This window comes from Pleomorphomonas carboxyditropha, assembly GCF_002770725.1.
GTDB lineage: Bacteria > Pseudomonadota > Alphaproteobacteria > Rhizobiales > Pleomorphomonadaceae > Pleomorphomonas > Pleomorphomonas carboxyditropha.
The window spans coordinates 493,464-512,975 of sequence record NZ_NQVN01000001.1; the positions used below are offsets into that span (position 1 = coordinate 493,464).

Consider the following 19,512-nt stretch of genomic DNA (forward strand, 5'->3'; position numbering starts at 1 on the left):
CGTTTTGATGCCAATTGTTAAGTGTATCGAGCATGTCGGTTGGAATGCTTCCTCCCCTTTCCCGAGACCGGATGCCTCGAACGTCTCAACTCCTCCCGAGACGCACGACTTGGCCCTGGGCGCCCTCTGCGCTCAGGGCCTTTTCATGTGCTTTTGCTGCCATGCCGTTTGATCGGGTCTGGCCTGCGCGGCGGCGGAGGGCTGTAGACAGTCCTCGATTTCGCCACGAATTGCCGATAAACGGCGAGCCATTGAAGCTGTCGTGCGAATCCGTCGCAGGCGCTTCGTTTACGCGGGAATCCGCCGGAAAGGCTCCGTTAACCAAGGCCGTTGTCCATTAGGCCGAGGTTTCAGGCGCCCCTGGCCGTTTTCCCGGCGTCAGAACGGTTCGATCTGGAGTGCGGTCGTGAAGGGATCATTTTTGTCGATGGCGGCAAGCCGCCGCGGGGTGCTCAAGGCTGGCATCGCCGGAGTGACGGCGCTGGCGGCTACCGCCTCGAAGGCTCAAACGCTGCTGGCCCAGACCGAATGGACAGAAGGGTTCGACGTTTCCGCTCCCGCCGACCTGTCGGGGCAGTCGACCCGGCCGTCGCTCTCCGGCCAGTCGGGTTTCTACACCGAGCAGGCGATCTCCCAGTATTCCTCCATCGCCATGCAGGGCGGCTGGCCGCAGGTGCCGGCCGGCGGCACGCTGCGGGTCGGTATGGAGAGCCCGACCGTCGCCGCCTTGCGCCAGCGGCTGATGATCACCGGCGACCTCGACCAGAGCGCCGGCATCTCGACCGCCTATGACACGTTCGTCGACGGCGCCGTCCGCCGCTTCCAGGCCCGCCACGGCATCATCGCCACCGGCGCGGTCGACGATGCGACGCTGCGCCAGCTCAACGTGCCGGTCGAGACGCGCATCCAGCAGCTTCAGCTCAACCTGATCCGCTTGCAGACCCTGCCCAATCCGCTCGGCGGCAATAGCGACCGCTACGTGATGGTCAACGTGCCCGGCGCCGAGATCGAGACCATCGACGGCGACACCGTCCATTCGCGCCATCGCGGCGTGGTCGGCAAGATCGACCGGCAGACGCCGCTGCTCAACACCAAGATCACCGTCATCCGCTTCTTCCCCTATTGGACGGTTCCCAAGAGCATCATCCTCAAGGATCTGATCCCGCAGATGCAGAAGGACCCGGCCTATCTCGACCGGCAGAAGATCCACGTGTTCGACCCGCGCTCGGGCACCGAGGTGGCCTGGCAGTCGATCGACTGGCGGACCGACCAGGCGGTCAACTACATGTTCCGCCAGGAGCCGGGCGAACTCAATTCCATGGGCACGGTGAAGATCGACTTCCCGTCGCCGGAAGGCGTCTACATGCACGATACGCCGAGTAAGGGCCTGTTCGGCGGCAACGACCGCTTCAATTCCTCGGGTTGCGTGCGCGTGCAGAACGTCCGCGAATACGTCTACTGGATCCTGAAGAATACGCCCGACTGGCCGAAGGACCGCATCACCGAGGCGCTGACCTCCGGCGAGCGCGTCGACGCGCCGGTGGCCGATCCGGTGCCGCTCTACTTCCAGTACATCACCGCCTGGGCGACGCCGAACAACACCGTCGAGTTCCGCGACGACATCTACCAGCGCGACGGCCTCGGTGTGCCGAGCTTGCCCGAGGCGCAGAGCCAGGCACAGGCCGGCTGAATTCCGCCGCGTTTCATGCTAGCTTCGGCCCGTCCGGTACCACCGGGCGGGCTTTTTGCTTGAAGGTGCCGCATGGCGGGAGAGCGTGAGGTCTATTTCGAGTTCGTCGCTCTCGGCAACGCCGTGCGCGTCTCGGCCATCTGCTCGGTCACCGGCGTCGAGGTGCAGGTGATCGGCCCGCTTGGCGCCGCCCGCCACGATCTCGAGCGGCTGGCGCTCAGGAAGCTGGAGCGACGGCTCGCCGACACCGATGCGCCGCCGCTGCCCGCCGATGGCCGGGGAGGTTTTTCGGTCTAGATGCGCCCCGAGCTTGCCGAAACCCTCGCCTTTCTTCACCGTCTCGCCAAACGGGCCGGGGTCGCGCCCCTCTTGTTCGGCACGGCCGTTCTCGAGCTCCGGGGCATCGGCGACTTCCGGGCCGGCGATCTCGACGTGATCGTCGATGCGGACGAGGCAAGGCGGCTGGCGGCGGCGGCCGGCGTCGACCCGGGCGGGGAGAGCGGCAACGACACATTCCGGTCGCTGGTGCATCTTCATCTCGACGGCGCGCCGCTCGTCATCGACGTGATGGCCGGCATGAGCATTCGCACCGCCGGCGGCTGGAGGCTCTACGAGGTGGAGGAGACGGCGGAGATCGACGTGGGCGGCAGACGGTTTCGCGCGGCCTCGCTCGCCGACCTCGGGCGATTCTATCGGCTGGCCGCCCGGGCGAAGGACGACGCGAAGATCGCCGCGCTCGACGCCGTATCCGCCTGAGCCGGCCGCATATTCGATTTAAGCAGGTCTGCCGGCCGCCGGATGGGCGGTCCTCAGGTTGATGGCAACCCCCGCCCGTGATAAGCGACCCCCGTCACGGGCGCGCGTGGCGCCGGGGCATTTCGTCCCGGTTCGTCCGGCCCAAGAACGTCCCTTGACGGAACGGAAACCCAAATGTCCAACACGACCAGCGCAGAGCTTGCCAACTTCTTCCATAGCTCCCTCGCCGAGGCCGATCCCGCGATCGCCTCCGCAGTGGCGAAGGAGCTCGGTCGTCAGCAGCATGAAATCGAACTGATCGCTTCGGAGAACATCGTCTCCAAGGCGGTTCTCGAGGCGCAGGGTTCCGTTCTGACCAACAAGTATGCCGAGGGTTACCCAGGTAAACGCTATTACGGCGGTTGCCAGTACGTCGACATCGCCGAGAACCTGGCCATCGAGCGCGCCAACGCGCTGTTCGGCAGCAAGTTCGCCAACGTGCAGCCCAATTCGGGCAGCCAGGCCAACCAGGCGGTGTTCCTGGCGCTGGCGCAGCCGGGCGACACGGTGCTCGGCCTCGACCTCGCCTCCGGCGGTCACCTGACGCACGGCGCCAAGCCGAACATGTCGGGTAAGTGGTTCCACGCGGTCACCTACGGCGTCCGCGCCCAGGACCATCGCATCGACATGGACCAGCTCGCCGCGCTGGCCAGGGAGCACAAGCCGAAGATCATCATCGCCGGCGGCTCGGCCTACAGCCGCGTCTGGGACTTCGCCGCCTTCCGCGCCATCGCCGACGAGGTGGGCGCCTACCTGATGGTGGACATGGCCCACTTCGCGGGCCTGGTGGCGGCCGGCGAGCATCCCTCGCCGTTCCCGCATGCCCACGTCGTCACCACCACCACCCACAAGACGCTGCGCGGACCGCGCGGCGGCATGGTGCTGACCAACGACGAGGACATCGCCAAGAAGATCAACTCGGCGGTGTTCCCCGGCCTGCAGGGTGGCCCGCTGATGCACGTCATCGCCGGCAAGGCGGTGGCGCTGCTCGAGGCGGCGCAGCCGGCCTACAAGACCTACATCAAGGCGGTGGTGGAAAACGCCCGCGTGCTGTCGGACGAATTGAAGCGCGGCGGCGTCGATATCGTCTCCGGCGGCACCGACAACCACCTGATGCTGGTCGACCTGCGCCCGAAGGGGCTCACCGGCAAGGTGGTGGAAGCGGCGCTCGGCCGCGCCGACATCACCTGCAACAAGAACGGCGTGCCGTTCGATCCGGAGAAGCCGACCATCACCTCCGGCATCCGCCTCGGCTCGCCGGCCGCCACCTCGCGCGGCTTCGGCGCCGGCGAGTTCAAGGAGATCGCCAACCTGATCCTGCAGGTGCTCGACGGCCTGAAGGTCAACGGCGAGGACAGGAACGACGGCGTCGAGGCGGCGGTGAAGCGGCGCGTCAAGGCGCTGACCGACGCCTTCCCGATCTACGGCTGATCCCGGCCGAACCTCGAATAACAGCCGCCGCCGCGTGGGAACTCCCCGCGCGGCGGTTTTGCATCCGGCGAGGTTCGGACCTCGTTGCGCTCTGCTATAGTCGCGGCGGGAGGATCGCTTCGTGACGAAACGCCGGCACCTGCTGATCGCTGCATCCGCCATGGCGATCTGCGTCCTGGCGGCCGGCGCGGTCGCCGCCGTGCAGTTCCGCGCCCTCGTCGACGCCACGCCACCGGTCGACCTGTTCGCGCCGACGTCGCAGGTGGTGACCGCCCGCAACGGCGAGATCCTGCGCGCCTACACGGTGGGCGACGGGCTCTGGCGGCTGCCGGTCGATCCGGCCCGCGTCGATCCATCCTACGTCAAGCTGCTGCTGGCGACCGAGGATCGCCGCTTCCGTGAACATGCCGGCGTCGATCCGCAGGCCCTTCTCCGCGCCGGATGGCAGCTTCTGACCCACGGCCGCATCGTCTCCGGCGGCTCGACGCTGACCATGCAGGTAGTGCGTCTTTCGGAACGCCTGCATACCCGATCGCCGAGCGGCAAGTTCGGCCAGATCGTCAAGGCGCTGGCCCTCGAACGCTTCGCCGGCAAGGACGACATTCTCGCCGCCTACCTCGGCCTGGCGCCGTTCGGCGGCAATCTCGAAGGCGTGCGGTCGGCCTCGCTCGCCTGGTTCGGCAAGGAGCCCTTGCGCCTGACGCCGGCCGAGGCAGCTTTCCTGGTCGCCCTGCCGCAGGCGCCGGAAGCCCGCCGTCCCGACCGCGATCCCGCCGCCGCCAAGGCGGCGCGGGACAGGATTTTGCGGCGGGCCGCCGATCGCGGCGTTCTTTCGCGTGCCGATGCCGAGGCGGCGATCGCCGAGCCGGTGCCGACCCGGCGGCGCGACTTTCCGCTCGTCGCCGCCCATGCCGCCGACCGGGCGGTGGCCGCCGCTCCCAGCGAGGGCGAGATCCACCTCGGCATCGACGGCAAGCTGCAGGCCTCGCTCGAAGGCCTCGCCGCCGAACGGGCCGGCGCCATCGGTCCGAACGTCTCGGTGGCGATCATGGTGGCGGAGGAGGCGAGCGGCGACGTGCTGGCGTCGGTCGGCTCGGCCGGCCTGTTCGATGCGCAGCGGGCCGGCTCGATCGACATGACGCGGGCGGTCCGCTCGCCGGGATCGACGCTGAAGCCGTTCATCTATGGCCTCGCCTTCGAGGCCGGCATCGCCCATCCCGAGACGCTGGTCGAGGACCGGCCGACCGCCTTCGCCGGCTACACGCCCAACAATTTCGACAAGACCTTCCGCGGCACGGTGACGGTGCGGCAGGCGCTCGCCGACAGCCTCAACGTGCCGGCCATCCAGACGCTGGAGCTGGTGGGGCCGGCCCGGCTCGTCGCGCGCTTCCGCCGGGCCGGCGTCGAGGCGAAGCTGCCGGACATGGCGCCGGCCAACCTGGCGGTCGGCCTCGGCGGCGTCGGACTGACGCTCAACGACCTGACCACGCTCTATACGGCGCTCGCCCGCGGCGGCCGGCCGATCGCCCTCCGCGAGCGGATCGACGCCGTGGGGCCGGCCGAGCCGCCCAAGCCGCTGATGGACGAGCGGGCGGCCGCCTATGTCACCGATATCCTGGCCGGCCCGCTCGGCGCGGCGAGGGGCGACGTGCGCGTCGCCATCAAGACCGGCACCTCCTACGGCTACCGCGACGCCTGGGCGATGGGCTACGACGGCCGTTATGTGGTCGGCGTCTGGGTCGGCCGGCCGGACGGCGCGCCGCTGCCCGGCCTGATGGGCGTCGACGTGGCGGTGCCGATCCTCGCCGACGCCTTCGTGCGGGCGGGAGGGACCACGCGGCTGCCGCCCGAGCCGCCGGGGCTTGTCAAGGTCTCCAACGCCGAGCTGCCGCCGCCGCTCCAGCGGCTGCGCGGCGCCAGGGCGGCCGTGGCGGCGAGGGACGCCGGGCCGGAGATCGCCTATCCGCCGGCCGGCGCGCACGTCGACCTCGGCTTCCGCGCCGGCTCGCCGCAGCCGCTCGCCCTCAAGGTGCGCAATGGCAGAGGGCCGTTCACCTGGCTCGCCGACGGGGCGCCGGTGGCGCGGGAACCATGGGCGCGGCAGTTCAGCTATTTCCCGAAGGGCGCCGGCTTCGTGACGCTGTCGGTGATCGACGGCGAGGGCAGGGCCGACCGGGTCACCGTTTTCGTGGAATGACGGGCAGCTCTCCGACACGAGCGCTTGCGTTCCGGCCGGCGGAAGGGCATGCCCATGTCCGCTGGATCGCCGTGCGTCCCAACGGACGCAGATCGGCGATCCAGTCTTTTGTTATCGCATCGGAGTTTCCGAAGACCGGAGTCCACTTTTCGGTCCGATGCTTTAGATTATGGAAGGCGGAGTGGCGATGACCAGAAAGGAACGGGTGGCGCTGGTGTCGCTCATCGCCAGCCTCGGCCTGACGGCCGCCAAGCTCGCCATCGGCCTGATGATCGGCTCGCTGGCCCTTATCACCGACGCGCTGCATTCGGGCACCGACGCCATTGCCACGCTGGTCACCTTCCTGGCGGTGCGCTTCGCCGACAAGCCGGCCGACGACGACCATCCCTACGGCCACGGCAAGTTCGAGGATCTCGCCGCGCTCGGCGAAGGCATGCTGCTACTGGTCTTGGCCGGCGGCGTCGCCATGGAGGCCTGGAACCGCTTCTCCGTCGCCACGCCGCCGCCCTCGGTCAATGCCGTCGCCTTCGCGGTACTGGGCGTCGAGATCGTCATCAACCTGTGGCGCGCGCGGGCATTGCACAAGGCGGCCGTCGAAACCGGCAGCCGGGCGCTCGCCGCCGACGCCATGCACTTCCTGTCGGACGTCGCCTCGTCGGCGATCGTCATCGTCGGCTTCGTCGCGACGATCTACGGCGCCGACTGGGCCGACCCGGTGACGGCGGCGGCGATCGCCGTGTTCATCGGCTGGCTGGGCCTCAGGATGATCCGCCGCACCGCCGACGAGCTCACCGACCGGGTGTCGCCGACCATCGCGCGCACGCTGCGCCGGCTGCTCCTGGACCTGCCGGGCGTCGTCGCCATCGACCAGCTCCGGGTGCGCACCGTCGGGCCGCAGCATTTCATCGACATATCGGCGGGGGTGCCGCGCACCTTCAGCCTCGACGAGACGGCGACCGTCAAGCGGGCGATGGCGGCGGCCATTTCGGCGGAAATCGCCGGCGCCGAGGCGACGGTCAGCCTGACGCCCATGACCATCGACGACGAGAGCCTGCGGGCGAGGGTATTCCTCGCCGCCTCGCGCGAGCGCATCCCCGTGCATCACATCACCATCCAGCACCTTGGAGATCGCCTGGCGGTGTCGCTCGATTGCGAGGTCGACGGCGCCATGCCGCTCGGGCAGGCGCATGAGGTGGCGAGCCGCCTCGAGGCGGCCATCCGCGCCGAAATCGGCGCCGAGATCGAGGTGGAGACGCATCTCGAGCCGCTCTATCCCGACCTCATCCCCGGCGCCAGGCTGCCGGACGACCGGGTCGCCGCCTATGCGGCCGTTCTCAGGGAGGCGGCGGAAAAGCACGGCGTTTGCGACGTGCACAACGTTCGCGCCCGCGAGATCGACGACGGCGTGTTCGTCGCCTTCCACTGCCGCTTCCCATCGTCGCTGGCCGCCGCCGAGGTGCATCGCCGCGCCGACGCGGTGGAGCGGATGGCGCGGATCGCCTTCCCGGAGATCCGCCGCATCGTCAGCCACCCGGAACCCGCGAGGGATTGAAGGGTATTACGCCACGCCGATGCGCAACAGGTCGAGAGTGTGCAGGACGCCGATCGGCTTCTGATCGTCGACGACGAACAGCACGGAAATCTTGCGGTTTTGCAGGAGGTCGAGCGCTTCCGCCGCGAAGATCTGCGGCCCGACCGTCACCGGCTGGCGCGTCATCACCTGGGTGACCGGCGTTTCCAGCTTGCCGGGGCTCAGGTGCGGACCGAGGTCGGAATGGACAAAGCGGCGAAGGTCGCCGTCGGTGACGACGCCGACCAGCCGGCCGCCGCCGTCGACGACGCCGACCACGCCGAAGCCGCCGGAACTGATCGCCAGGATGGCATCGGTCATCCGGCTGTCGTCGCCGATGAGCGGCAGGCGCTCCCTGTGCATGATCTCGGAGACGCGGCGGAGCTGCGAGCCGAGCTTGCCGCCCGGATGGAAGATGTGGAAGTCGGTCTCCGAGAAGCCCTTCCGGACCATGACGCCCATGGCGATCGCGTCGCCGATGGCGAGCTGCAGCACGGTCGACGTCGTCGGCGCGAGATTGTGCGGACAGGCTTCCCGCACCCTCGGCAGGATGAGCGCCACGTCGGCGGCGGCGGCCAGGGTCGATTCGGCGCCGGCGGTCAGCGCGATCACCGGCACGTCGAAGCGCTTGGCGAAGGCCAGCACCACCGCGAGCTCGGTGGTCTCGCCCGACCAGGACAGCGCCAGGATGACGTCGGTGCCGTCGACCATGCCGAGGTCGCCGTGGCCGGCCTCGGTGGGATGGACGTAATAGGCGGCTGTGCCGGTGGAGGAGAAGGTGGCGGCGAGCTTGCGGGCGATGTGGCCGCTCTTGCCGATGCCGGTGACGATCAGCCTGCCCTTGCCGTCGGCGATGATGCCGATCGCCTTGTCGATGGCCTCGCCCAGCGGGCCGTGCAGCGCCGCCTCCTCGAGGGCGGTGACGCCCGTGCGGGTGATTTCGATGGCGTGCAGCGCCGCCGCGAGGGCGGGCTTCGGAAGCGGGCTATCGGTCATGTCGGCTTGAATCCGCGATGATTGGCTGGTCGCCTTGTTAGTTCATTGTGGCCGGATGTAAAGCGAGCCTTGTGGCGGCAGCGGGACAAAAAGACGGATCGTCCGCTTTTGCACGCGGTTTTCGTCAAGAAGCCGCAATCGTGATAGAGGGCTCGGTGGTGCAACGGAGACAGACGATGGCGGACTTGTCGGTTGGTCAGGCTGAGCCGGCGGCAAAGCCGATGGCAATGAAGGACGTCTACGCCGAGGGGCGGGAGCGGCGGCTGGCCGGCCTCGTGCTGGTGGCGATCGCCACGCTGTTCTCGCTCGGCACCTTTGCGCTGATTTCCAACCTGCTGCCGGTGCCGCCGACCACCGATATCGTCCGCGGCGCGTTGGTGGCCGACGGCCTCCTGGTGATCGCCATCGTCTTCATGGTCGGCCAGGAAGTGTGGAGGCTCGGCCGGGCCTGGTTCGAGGGACGGGCGGCCGCCCGGCTGCATCTGCGCGTGGTGGCGCTGTTCGCCTTCATCGCCGCCCTGCCGGCGGTGATGGTGGCGGTGGCCTTTACCGTCTCGCTCAACCAGGGCTTCGACCACTGGTTCGAATCGCGGACGCGGCAGGTGGTCGACAACGTGCTGACCGTGGCGAGCGCCTACATGCAGGAGCATGCCCGGGTGCTGCGCGCCGATCTGATCAGCATCGCCACCTCGCTCGACGCGGCGAAATCGCTCTACGACTACGAGCCGACCCGGTTCGAGACGCTGATGCGGCTGCAAGCCTCGCTGCACGGCCTGCAGAGCGCCTACCTGCTCGACAAGAACGCCAACATCATCCTGCGCTCCGACATCGACCCCGACGTCAAGACGGTCATGCCGACGGTGGACGCGATCAACGAGGCGCGCAAGGAGACGGCGGTGCTGCTGCAGCCCGGCCAGTCCAACCAGGTCGGCGGCCTCCTGAAGCTCAGGACCTATGACGAGACCTATCTCTACATCGTCCGGCTGCTCGACAAGCAGGTGCTCGACAACCTGAAGCTCGCCCGCGACAGCGCCATGGAATATCGCGAGCTCGAGAACAGCCGCTCGGACGTTCAGCTGGGCTTCGCCATCATCTTCGGCGGCATGTCGCTGGTGTTCCTGCTGGGCGCCGTGTGGATCGGCCTGTCGTTCGCCAACTACCTGGTGGCGCCGATCCGCCATCTGATCAACGCCGCCAACCGGGTGGCGCATGGCGATCTCACCGCCGCCGTGCCGGTCGGCGTCACCTCGGACGACATTTCCAGCCTTGGCGCCTCCTTCAACAAGATGACGGTGGAGCTGAGGAGCCAGCGGCAGGAATTGATCTCGGCTTCGGAGGAGGCGGAGCGGCGGCGGCGCTTCACCGAGGCGGTGCTGTCGGGCGTGTCGGCCGGCGTCGTCGGCATTTCCAACGACGGCCACGTCACCATCGCCAACGCCTCGGCGCTGTCGCTGCTCGGCGTCGACCTGTTCAGCTTCGTCGGCCGGCTGCTGGTCGACGAGGTGCCGGAATTGGCCCAGCTTCTGTCCGTCGCCCTGCGCGACGAGAACGAGGGACGCTCGCACCAGGCGACCATCGCGCTGGTGCGCGGCGGCCACCGAAGCACCGTGTCGGTCAAGGTGACGCCCGACCGGTCGCTCGACCGCGAGCATGGCTATGTGGTGACGCTCGACGATATCTCCGAGCTGGTGTCGGCGCAGCGCACCTCGGCCTGGGCCGACGTTGCCCGCCGCATCGCCCACGAGATCAAGAACCCCCTGACGCCGATCCAGCTCAGCGCCGAGCGCATCCGGCGGCGGTTCGGCAAGCTGGTGGCGGACGACGACCGGCGGGTGTTCGACCAGTGCGTCGACACCATCGTGCGGCAGGTGGGCGACATCGGCCGCATGGTCGACGAATTCTCGCAGTTCGCGCGCATGCCCAAGCCGTCGTTCGAGGAGCGCGATCTCGGCGAATGCGTGCGCGAGGCGGTGTTCCTGCTCGGCGTCGGCCATCCGGAGATCACATTCGAGGCGCACCTGCCGGAAACGCCGCTCAAGGGGCGCTTCGATCACCGGCTGATCAGCCAGGCGGTGGCCAACCTCGTCAAGAACGCCGTCGAGGCGATCGAGGGGTTGCCCGAAGGCGAGCGGGCGGGCGCCCGCGTCGACGTCTACGGTCGCGAGGCCGGCGGGTTCAACATCGTCGAGGTGGTCGATACCGGCATCGGCTTGCCGGCAAACGAGCGGCACCGGCTTCTGGAGCCTTACATGACGACACGCGAAAAGGGGACCGGGCTCGGTCTTGCCATCGTGCGCAAGATCGTCGAGGAGCACGGCGGAAGCATCGATCTTCTGGATTCACCGGCGGTGGCCGAAGGCGGCCACGGCGCAATGGTCAGGATCAGCTTGCCGATCGATCCGCACAGAACGGGTTGATTGTCGGTGGTTTGCCATCGATAGGGCTTCAGATCGTGTGACATTTATGTTACTGCCGAAGCGGCCCGGGGCACTCGGACGGCCGCTCGGCGGCGGAACGGATACGCAGGAAACAATGGCGACCGACATTCTGATCGTTGACGACGAGGCCGATATTCGCGACCTCGTGGCGGGCATCCTGGAGGACGAAGGTCATGGTACCCGGACGGCCGGTGACTGCGACAAGGCCTTGCAGGCCATTGCCGAGCGGCGGCCGCAGCTGATCTTCCTCGATATCTGGCTGCAGGGCAGCCGCATGGATGGCCTGCAACTGCTCGACGAGATCAAGGCCAGCAACCCGGACGTGCCGGTGGTGATGATCTCCGGCCACGGCAACGTCGAGACGGCCGTCTCCGCCATCAAGCGCGGCGCCTACGACTATATCGAGAAGCCGTTCAAGGCCGATCGTCTGCTGCTGATCGCCGAAAGGGCGTTGGAATCGTCGCGCCTCAAGCGCGAGATCCGCGATCTGCAGATCCGCTCCGATCGCCAGGAAGGCATCGTCGGCGGTTCGTCGGTGGTCAACCAGCTTCGCAACACCATTGATCGCGTCGCGCCCACCAACAGCCGGGTGCTGATCTCCGGCCCCTCCGGCTCCGGCAAGGAATCGGTGGCGCGCGCCATCCACGAGCACTCGCACAGGGCGGGCGGCCCGTTCGTGGTGCTCAACGCCGCCGCCTTCTCGCCCGACCGGGTGGAGATCGAGCTGTTCGGCAGCGAGTCCGACTCCGACGGCAAGCGCAAGGTCGGCGCCCTCGAGGAGGCGCACGGCGGCACGCTCTACCTCGACGAGATCGGCGACATGCCGCGCGAGATGCAGAACCGCATGGTGCGCGTGCTCGTCGAGCAGGCCTTCGAACGCGTCGGCGGCACCCAGAAGGTGCACGTCGACGTGCGCTACGTGTCGTCGACGGCGCGCGACCTCGAGCGCGAGATCGCCGAGGGTCATTTCCGCGAGGACCTGTTCCATCGCCTGGCCGTGGTGCCGGTGCGCGTGCCGGGCCTGTCGGAGCGGCGCGAGGATATCCCGTTCCTCATCGAGCAGATGATGCACCAGATCTCCCGGGCCACCGGCCTGCCGGTGCGGCGCATCGGCGAGGACGCCATGGCCGTGCTGCAGTCGCACGACTGGCCGGGCAATCTCCGCCAGCTCAGGAACAACGTCGAGCGGCTGATGATCCTGACGCGCGGCGATCCGGAGGCGGTGATCACCGCCGACCTGTTGCCGTCGGAGATCGGCACCATGCTGCCGTCGCTGCCCTCCGGCTCGGGCGGCGAGCACCTGATGGCGCTGCCGCTCAGGGAAGCGCGCGAGATCTTCGAGCGGGAGTATCTCAAGGCCCAGCTCAACCGCTTCGGCGGCAATATCTCGCGCACCGCCGAATTCGTCGGCATGGAGCGCTCGGCGCTGCACCGCAAGCTGAAGAGCCTGGCGATCGCCGGCTGAGGCTCTTCAGTCGGTTGGGTCGCCGTCGACCAGCTCGGGTAGGTTGTCCTCTTCCCATTGCCGGCGCGGGATGGGCCTGCCGAGCGTGAAGGCGAAGGAGGCGACGCGGTCGAGGCCGGCCGTCGCGGTGCAGGCGAACGACAGCCGATACCATTCCCCGCCGGCATGGACGGCGGCGCCGGGCGCCTCGATCGACGTTGCCGTCAGCGACGGATCGGCCGTCGCATAGGCTACGACGTGGTCGGCGACGAAGCCGGCCTTCCAACGCCTGAGCTGTTCCATCGCCTCGATGTTGCAAAGCTGGATCAGCCGTTCGTCGCTGCCCAGCGCGGCGAGCTTCCGCCGGGTTGTCCGGTTGCGGGGATCGTCGAGGACGGCGCCGGCAAAATACTCCGTTGCGGTGACGCGGGCGCCGGACGGCGGACGGGCCGGTTGGGCCGGCGGAGCCGCCGGCCGGTCGACAGCCTCAGGCTGTGCGGCCGCCGCCGGGCCGGCGTTGGCAACAGGCGAGGGGACGGTGACAGGCGGCGGCGGTCGGCTTGCCGCCGGGGCGACCATGACCACCTCGACTGCGGCCGGCGGCCGCATGGCGGCGATGTGGCGCGGGGCCTCGATGGCGAGAAGGGCGAGGAAGACCGCGTGACCGAGCACCGACAGTGCCGTCGCCGGCCGTGGCCATGTCAGCGCAAACCTCACCCCTGTTCCTCCCGCTTCCCCATATCCATCGCCGGCTTTCGTGGCGGTTTGGCGGCTCCTCCCCGCCATTGCGGCAGCCGCCGTCCGGACACGATGTCGTGATCGCGACGGGCCTGGCAGATTGCCACCTTTTATCTATTGCCTGGCACCGGAGACTCATTTCGCGCGCTGCCGCAACGGCTGTTCACCCTCCCTTTACCACGTTGGTCCAGACTCCTCGGCAAGGGAACGGGACGTTCCCGCTGTCCCCCGCGTGAGTTGGTTGCGTATGATTACCCGCCAGTATCGCCCGTCTTGGCTCCGCCGCCTGATCCTTCCCGCCGTGACGGCGGTTTTCCTCGGCTATTTCGGCTATCACGCCGTCAACGGCGAATATGGCATGGTGGGACGCGCCCGCTTCGAGAGCCGCACCCAGGAACTCAACGCCGAACTCGCCCGTCTCAACGCCGAAAAGGCGGCGCTGGAAGCGCATGTCAAGCTGCTGCGGCCGTCCAGCCTCGACCAGGACATGGTCGACGAGCGGGCCCGTGTCCAGCTCTCCGTCGTCAATCCCAATGAAGTCGTCATCATGGACTTTGATAAGCTGGCGCAAGCCAAAAGCAATTGACATCACTATATTTTCCTTGAATGAACTTGATTTCGGTTAATTTGCCCATCCAGTGATGCGGCTTTCGCATGATTGACATGCGATCCAAACCTTGACTTGCTCCCGGGAAAGGGGTTCCGTCGGCGCCTCTACGAAATAATCCCGATCCGGGAGGAATGATCTATGGCTGTACGACCGGCGACCGAGAAGCGCAGCCGCGCTTCGGCCCCGACCTCCGCAACGAAAAAAACCGGCAAGACCTCCAATCCGGCCATCAACTATCAGGTCGCCGAGTTCGACAAGGACGACGAGCTCAAAGCCTACCGCGACATGCTGCTGATCCGGCGCTTCGAAGAGAAGGCCGGCCAGCTCTACGGCATGGGCCTGATCGGTGGTTTCTGCCACCTCTACATCGGCCAGGAAGCAGTGGTCGTCGGCATCCAGAAGGCGCTGCGCGACGGTGAGGACCAGGTCACCACATCCTATCGCGACCATGGCCACATGCTGGCCTGCGGCATGGATCCCAAGGGCGTCATGGCCGAGCTGACCGGCCGCCAGGGCGGATATTCGCGCGGCAAGGGCGGCTCGATGCATATGTTCAGCCGCGAGAAGCAGTTCTTCGGCGGCCACGGCATCGTCGGCGCCCAGGTGCCGATCGGCGCCGGCCTCGCCTTCGCCGACAAGTACCGCGGCACCGACAACGTGTCGGTGGTCTATTTCGGCGATGGCGCCGCCAATCAGGGTCAGGTCTACGAGACCTTCAACATGGCGCAGCTCTGGAAGCTGCCGGTGATCTTCGTCATCGAGAACAACCGCTATGCCATGGGCACCTCGGTCAGCCGCTCGTCGGCGCAGACCGATTTCGCCAAGCGCGGCGAGAGCTTCAACATTCCCGGCGAGCAGGTGGACGGCATGGACGTCCGCGCCGTCAAGGCGGCGGCCGACCGGGCTGTCGAATGGGCGCGGGCCGGCAACGGCCCCTACATCCTGGAAATGCAGACCTACCGCTATCGCGGCCATTCGATGTCCGACCCGGCCAAGTACCGCACCAAGGACGAGGTGCAGAAGATGCGCGACGAGCGCGATCCGATCGAGCAGGTCAGGAAGCGGCTCGTAGAGAAGGGCTGGGCCAGCGAGGACGATCTCAAGGACATCGACAAGAACGTGCGCGCCGTGGTGACGGAAGCGGCCGACTTCGCTTCCGCCGATGCCGAGCCGGATCCGTCCGAGCTCTGGACCGACATTCTTCGCTGACAGCGCCGAAAGGTTTTTGAAAATGGCAATCGACATCCTGATGCCGGCGCTGTCGCCGACCATGGAAGAAGGCACGCTCACCAAGTGGCTGAAAAAGGTGGGTGACGACGTGAAATCCGGCGACGTGATCGCCGAGATCGAGACCGACAAGGCGACGATGGAGATCGAAGCCGTCGACGAGGGCAAGCTCCTCGAAATCCTGGTCGCCGAGGGCACCGAGGGCGTGAAGGTCAACGCCGTCATCGCCCGCGTCGGCGAGGAAGGTGAGACGGCGGCCGAGAAGCCGTCCAAGGATCCGGCGGCGGCCGCCAAGGAAGAGCCGGGCGAGGTGCCGACCGCCGCCGCCCAGGCGGCGCCGGCCGAAAAGCCGCAGCCGGTGGCGCAGGCGTCGAGCACGGTGCCTGCCGCCCCGGCCGTCAAGGCGGAGGCCGATCCCGACATCCCCGAGGGTACCGCGTTCGAGAGCAAGACGGTGCGCGAGGCCTTGCGCGAGGCGATGGCCGAGGAAATGCGCCGCGACGGCGACGTGTTCCTGATGGGCGAGGAAGTCGCCGAATATCAGGGCGCCTACAAGATCTCGCAGGGCCTGCTCGACGAATTCGGCGCCAAGCGCGTCATCGACACGCCGATCACCGAGCACGGCTTCACCGGCATCGGCGTCGGCGCGGCCTTCGCCGGCCTGAAGCCGATCGTCGAGTTCATGACCTTCAATTTCGCCATGCAGGCGATCGACCAGATCATCAACTCGGCCGCCAAGACGCTCTACATGTCCGGCGGCCAGATGGGCTGTCCGATCGTCTTCCGCGGCCCCAACGGCGCCGCCGCCCGCGTCGGCGCCCAGCACAGCCAGGATTACGCCGCCTGGTACGGCATGATCCCCGGCCTCAAGGTGGTGATGCCGTATACGGCCGCCGACGCCAAGGGCCTGCTCAAGGCGGCGATCCGCGATCCCAACCCGGTGATCTTCCTCGAGAACGAGGTGCTCTACGGCCATCACTTCGACGTGCCGAAGCTCGACGACTACGTGCTGCCGATCGGCAAGGCGCGCATCCACAAGGCGGGCAAGGACGTCACCATCGTCTCCTTCGGCATGGGCATGTCCTATGCGATCAAGGCGGCGGAAGAGCTGGCCGGCCTCGGCATCGACGCCGAGGTGATCGACCTCCGCACCATCCGGCCGATGGACATCGAGACGGTGATCAACTCGGTGAAGAAGACCGGCCGCTGCGTCACCGTCGAGGAAGGCTGGCCGCAGGGTTCGGTGGGCTCGGAGATCGCCTACCAGATCCAGGCCAACGCCTTCGACTATCTCGACGCGCCGGTCGGCCGCATCACCGGCAAGGACGTGCCGATGCCCTACGCGGCCAACCTCGAGAAGCTCGCCCTGCCGAACGTCGGCGAGGTGATCGAGGCGGTGCGCGCCGTCACCTATCGCTGAGGAGAGACAAGATGCCGATCAAGATCCTGATGCCGGCGCTCTCTCCGACCATGGAGACGGGCAACCTGACCAAGTGGAACGTCAAGGTGGGCGATGCCGTCAAGTCCGGCATGGTGCTCGCCGAGATCGAGACCGACAAGGCGACCATGGAGGTCGAGGCGGTCGACGAGGGCACCGTCGCCAAGCTGGTGGTGGCCGAAGGCGCCGCCGACGTGCCGGTCAACGCGGTGATCGCCATTCTCGCCGAAGAGGGCGAGGACGTCGAAGCCGCCGCGGCGGCGGCCGAAGGGGCGGCGCCGGCCGAGGCCAAGGCGGAAGCGCCGAAGGCCGAGGAGAAAGCGAAGTCCGAAGAGCCGAAAGCGGAAGCTCCGAAGCCCGAGACTGCCAAGCCCGAGGCTCCCAAGCCGGACGCGCCGAAGGCGGAAGGCGCCAAGGCGGCGGAGGGCGAGCGCATCTTCGCCTCGCCCTTGGCCCGCCGGATCGCCAAGGAGAAGGGGCTCGATCTCAAGTCGATCAAGGGCTCGGGGCCGAAGGGCCGCATCATCCTGCGCGACGTCGAGGCGGCCGAGGCCGCACCGAAGCCGGCGCCGTCCGCTCAGCCGGCTCCGGCTGCCGCGCCAGCCGGAAAGCCTGCCGGCGCCGGCGACGAGACGACGCTGAAGCTGTTCGATCCCGACAGCTACGAGCTGATTCCGCACGACGGCATGCGCAAGACCATCGCCCGCCGCCTCACCGAGTCCAAGCAGACGGTGCCGCACTTCTACGTCACCGTCGACGTCGAGATCGACGCGCTGCTCGCCCTGCGCAAGGACATCAACGACGCGGCGCCGACCGCCGACGGCAAGCCGGCCTACAAGGTGTCGGTCAACGACATGGTGATCAAGGCCTACGCGCTGGCGCTGAAGGCCGTGCCGGACGCCCACGTCTCGTGGACCGACGGCGGCATGCTGAAGCACAAGCACGCCGATGTCGGCGTCGCCGTGTCGATCCCCGGCGGCCTGATCACGCCGATCGTCCGCAAGGCCGACGAAAAGAGCCTTTCCGCCATCTCCAACGAGGTGAAGGATCTCGCCAAGCGCGCCAAGGATCGCAAGCTGAAGCCCGACGAATACCAGGGCGGCACCACCTCGGTCAGCAACCTCGGCATGTTCGGCGTCAAGGACTTCGCGGCCGTCATCAACCCGCCGCACGCCACCATCCTGGCGGTCGGCGCCGGCGAGCAGCGGGCCGTGGTGAAGGACGGCCAGCTTGCCGTCGCCACGGTGATGAGCGTCACGCTGTCCACCGACCACCGCGCCGTCGACGGCGCGCTCGGGGCCGAGCTTTTGAAGGCGTTCAAGGGCTTCATCGAGAAGCCGATGTCGATGCTGGTGTGACGGGGTTCCTCCGTCGTCCGTTTCGGGAGGCGGCCGCCGGCGACGCCGGCGCCGCCTGCTTCCGGCGCGAGGCCCGGCCCGCGCCGCACCCAGATTGAAGGCATAGACCTATGTCCCAGTATGACATCCTGATCATCGGCTCCGGTCCCGGCGGCTACGTCGCCGCCATCCGGGCCGCCCAGCTCGGCCTCAAGGTCGGCGTCGTCGAGCGCGCCTATGTCGGCGGCATCTGCCCCAACTGGGGCTGCATTCCGGCCAAGGCGCTGCTGCGCTCGTCGGAGATCTTCCACTATATCGAGCATGCTGCTGATTACGGCCTCAAGGCGGAGAAGCCGGGCGCCGACGTCGCCGCCATCGTCAAGCGGTCGCGCGGCATCGCCCAGCAGATGAGCCAGGGCGTCGGCTTCCTGCTCAAGAAGAACAAGGTCGACCTGATCTGGGGCGAAGCGAGCATCACCGCGCCCGGCAAGGTCAAGGTGAAGGCGGTGGACGGCGCCCCCAAGGGCTGGCTGCCGGCCGGCGACTTCGAGGCCAAGCATATCATCGTGGCGACCGGCGCCCGGCCGCGCGTGCTGCCCGGCCTCGAGCCGGACAAGAAGCTGGTCTGGACCTATTTCGAATCGATGGTGCCGGAAGCGCTGCCCAAGCGCCTGCTGGTGGTCGGCTCGGGCGCCATCGGCATCGAGTTCGCCAGCTTCTACCGGGCGCTCGGCTCGGAGGTGACGGTCGTCGAGGTGATGAGCCAGGTGATGCCGGTCGAGGATCACGAGATCGCTGACCTCGCCAGGAAGCGCTTCGAGAAGGCCGGCATGAAGATCCTGCTGGAGGCCAAGGTGGCCTCGCTGAAGAAGGGCGCCAACGAGGTGACGGCCACCGTCGAATTGAAGGACGGCTCGAAGCAGCAGATCACCGCCGATCGTGTCATTTCGGCGGTCGGCGTGGTCGGCAACGTCGAGAACCTCGGCCTCGAGGCGTTGGGCGTCAAGATCGAGCGGGGGACCATCGTCACCGACGGTCTCGGCCGCACCAACGTGCCGGGCATCTACGCCATCGGCGACGTCGCCGGGCCGCCGATGCTGGCCCACAAGGCCGAGCACGAGGGCACGCTGTGCGTCGAGGCGATCGCCGGCCATCACGTCCACCCGATGGACAAGCTGCAGATTCCGGGCTGCACCTATTGCCATCCGCAGGTGGCGTCGGTCGGCCTCACCGAGAAGAAGGCCAAGGACGCCGGCTTCGAGCTGAAGATCGGCCGCTTCCCGTTCATCGGCAACGGCAAGGCGGTGGCGCTCGGCGAGCCGGACGGCCTCGTCAAGACCATCTTCGACGCCAAGACCGGCCGCCTGCTCGGCGCCCACCTGATCGGCGCCGAGGTGACGGAGATGATCCAGGGCTTCGTCGTCGCCATGCAGCTCGAGACCACCGAGGAAGAGCTGATGCATACGGTGTTCCCGCATCCGACCGTCAGCGAGACCATGCACGAGAGCGTGCTTGCCGCCTACGGCCGGGCCATCCATATTTGACGCAAGAGTCGCGACTCGACACAGAGGCCGGCGGCCTTTCGATTCCGGGAGACACCT

The 19,512-nt window shown here is 67.8% G+C and carries 15 protein-coding genes; 13 read left to right on the forward strand and 2 right to left on the reverse strand.

From position 1 onward, the window contains the following. Positions 1-406 precede the first annotated feature (406 nt). From CJ014_RS02325 to CJ014_RS02350, 6 genes are all read left to right on the forward strand, one after another. A complete protein-coding gene (locus CJ014_RS02325) occupies positions 407-1,690 on the forward strand; it encodes a L,D-transpeptidase family protein (RefSeq protein ID WP_245427007.1) in 1,284 nt (427 codons plus the stop codon). A gap of 72 nt (positions 1,691-1,762) precedes the next feature. Next, on the forward strand, positions 1,763-1,987 hold the full coding sequence (locus CJ014_RS02330) for a DUF6898 family protein (RefSeq protein ID WP_100078893.1): 225 nt from the start codon (positions 1,763-1,765) through the stop codon (positions 1,985-1,987). Beyond that, entirely contained in the window at positions 1,988-2,446 is a 459-nt protein-coding gene (locus tag CJ014_RS02335) for a hypothetical protein (protein ID WP_100078894.1), read from the forward strand. It abuts the gene before it with no gap. A 174-nt stretch (positions 2,447-2,620) separates the two neighbouring features. Beyond that, positions 2,621-3,916 carry a serine hydroxymethyltransferase gene (glyA, locus tag CJ014_RS02340; RefSeq protein ID WP_100078895.1) on the forward strand — a complete coding sequence of 432 codons (1,296 nt, stop codon included), beginning with the start codon at positions 2,621-2,623 and terminating at the stop codon, positions 3,914-3,916. A 121-nt stretch (positions 3,917-4,037) separates the two neighbouring features. Continuing rightward, positions 4,038-6,113 carry a penicillin-binding protein 1C gene (gene pbpC / locus CJ014_RS02345; protein ID WP_245427010.1) on the forward strand — a complete coding sequence of 692 codons (2,076 nt, stop codon included), beginning with the start codon at positions 4,038-4,040 and terminating at the stop codon, positions 6,111-6,113. A gap of 187 nt (positions 6,114-6,300) precedes the next feature. Then, positions 6,301-7,665, forward strand: coding sequence for a cation-efflux pump (locus CJ014_RS02350; protein ID WP_165790715.1), 1,365 nt, complete (start codon positions 6,301-6,303; stop codon positions 7,663-7,665). A 6-nt stretch (positions 7,666-7,671) separates the two neighbouring features. On the opposite strand, the gene CJ014_RS02355 is transcribed toward CJ014_RS02350, so the two are convergent. Beyond that, complete coding sequence (locus CJ014_RS02355) at positions 7,672-8,679, reverse strand: KpsF/GutQ family sugar-phosphate isomerase (RefSeq protein ID WP_100078897.1); 1,008 nt, start codon at positions 8,677-8,679, stop codon at positions 7,672-7,674. A 176-nt stretch (positions 8,680-8,855) separates the two neighbouring features. Between CJ014_RS02355 and CJ014_RS02360 the strand changes: the two genes are divergently transcribed. Together CJ014_RS02360 and ntrX are read left to right on the forward strand one after the other, a co-directional pair. Beyond that, on the forward strand, positions 8,856-11,096 hold the full coding sequence (locus tag CJ014_RS02360) for a sensor histidine kinase NtrY-like (RefSeq protein ID WP_207765648.1): 2,241 nt from the start codon (positions 8,856-8,858) through the stop codon (positions 11,094-11,096). Between the two features lie 115 nt (positions 11,097-11,211). Further along, positions 11,212-12,582 carry a nitrogen assimilation response regulator NtrX gene (ntrX, locus tag CJ014_RS02365; RefSeq protein WP_100078898.1) on the forward strand — a complete coding sequence of 457 codons (1,371 nt, stop codon included), beginning with the start codon at positions 11,212-11,214 and terminating at the stop codon, positions 12,580-12,582. 6 nt (positions 12,583-12,588) lie between these two features. Here the strand turns inward: ntrX and CJ014_RS02370 are convergent, their stop codons facing one another. After that, the gene (locus CJ014_RS02370) at positions 12,589-13,278 is read right to left on the reverse strand and encodes a DUF930 domain-containing protein (protein ID WP_165790716.1); all 690 of its coding nucleotides are present in this window, start codon (positions 13,276-13,278) and stop codon (positions 12,589-12,591) included. A 268-nt stretch (positions 13,279-13,546) separates the two neighbouring features. Here CJ014_RS02370 and CJ014_RS02375 point away from each other — a divergent pair, with 268 nt between their 5' ends. The 5 genes from CJ014_RS02375 to lpdA all read left to right on the forward strand — a co-directional run bounded on the left by CJ014_RS02375 (position 13,547) and on the right by lpdA (position 19,455). After that, positions 13,547-13,885 (forward strand): FtsB family cell division protein, encoded by a 339-nt coding sequence (locus CJ014_RS02375; protein WP_100078900.1) that lies wholly within the window; start codon positions 13,547-13,549, stop codon positions 13,883-13,885. 162 nt (positions 13,886-14,047) lie between these two features. Then, the gene (gene pdhA, locus CJ014_RS02380; RefSeq protein ID WP_100078901.1) at positions 14,048-15,118 is read left to right on the forward strand and encodes a pyruvate dehydrogenase (acetyl-transferring) E1 component subunit alpha; all 1,071 of its coding nucleotides are present in this window, start codon (positions 14,048-14,050) and stop codon (positions 15,116-15,118) included. Positions 15,119-15,140: 22 nt separating this feature from the next. Next, entirely contained in the window at positions 15,141-16,556 is a 1,416-nt protein-coding gene (locus CJ014_RS02385) for a pyruvate dehydrogenase complex E1 component subunit beta (protein WP_100078902.1), read from the forward strand. Positions 16,557-16,567: 11 nt separating this feature from the next. Continuing rightward, entirely contained in the window at positions 16,568-17,932 is a 1,365-nt protein-coding gene (locus CJ014_RS02390) for a pyruvate dehydrogenase complex dihydrolipoamide acetyltransferase (protein ID WP_100078903.1), read from the forward strand. Positions 17,933-18,042: 110 nt separating this feature from the next. After that, positions 18,043-19,455 carry a dihydrolipoyl dehydrogenase gene (gene lpdA, locus CJ014_RS02395; protein ID WP_100078904.1) on the forward strand — a complete coding sequence of 471 codons (1,413 nt, stop codon included), beginning with the start codon at positions 18,043-18,045 and terminating at the stop codon, positions 19,453-19,455. The last annotated feature ends 57 nt before the right edge of the window (positions 19,456-19,512 follow it).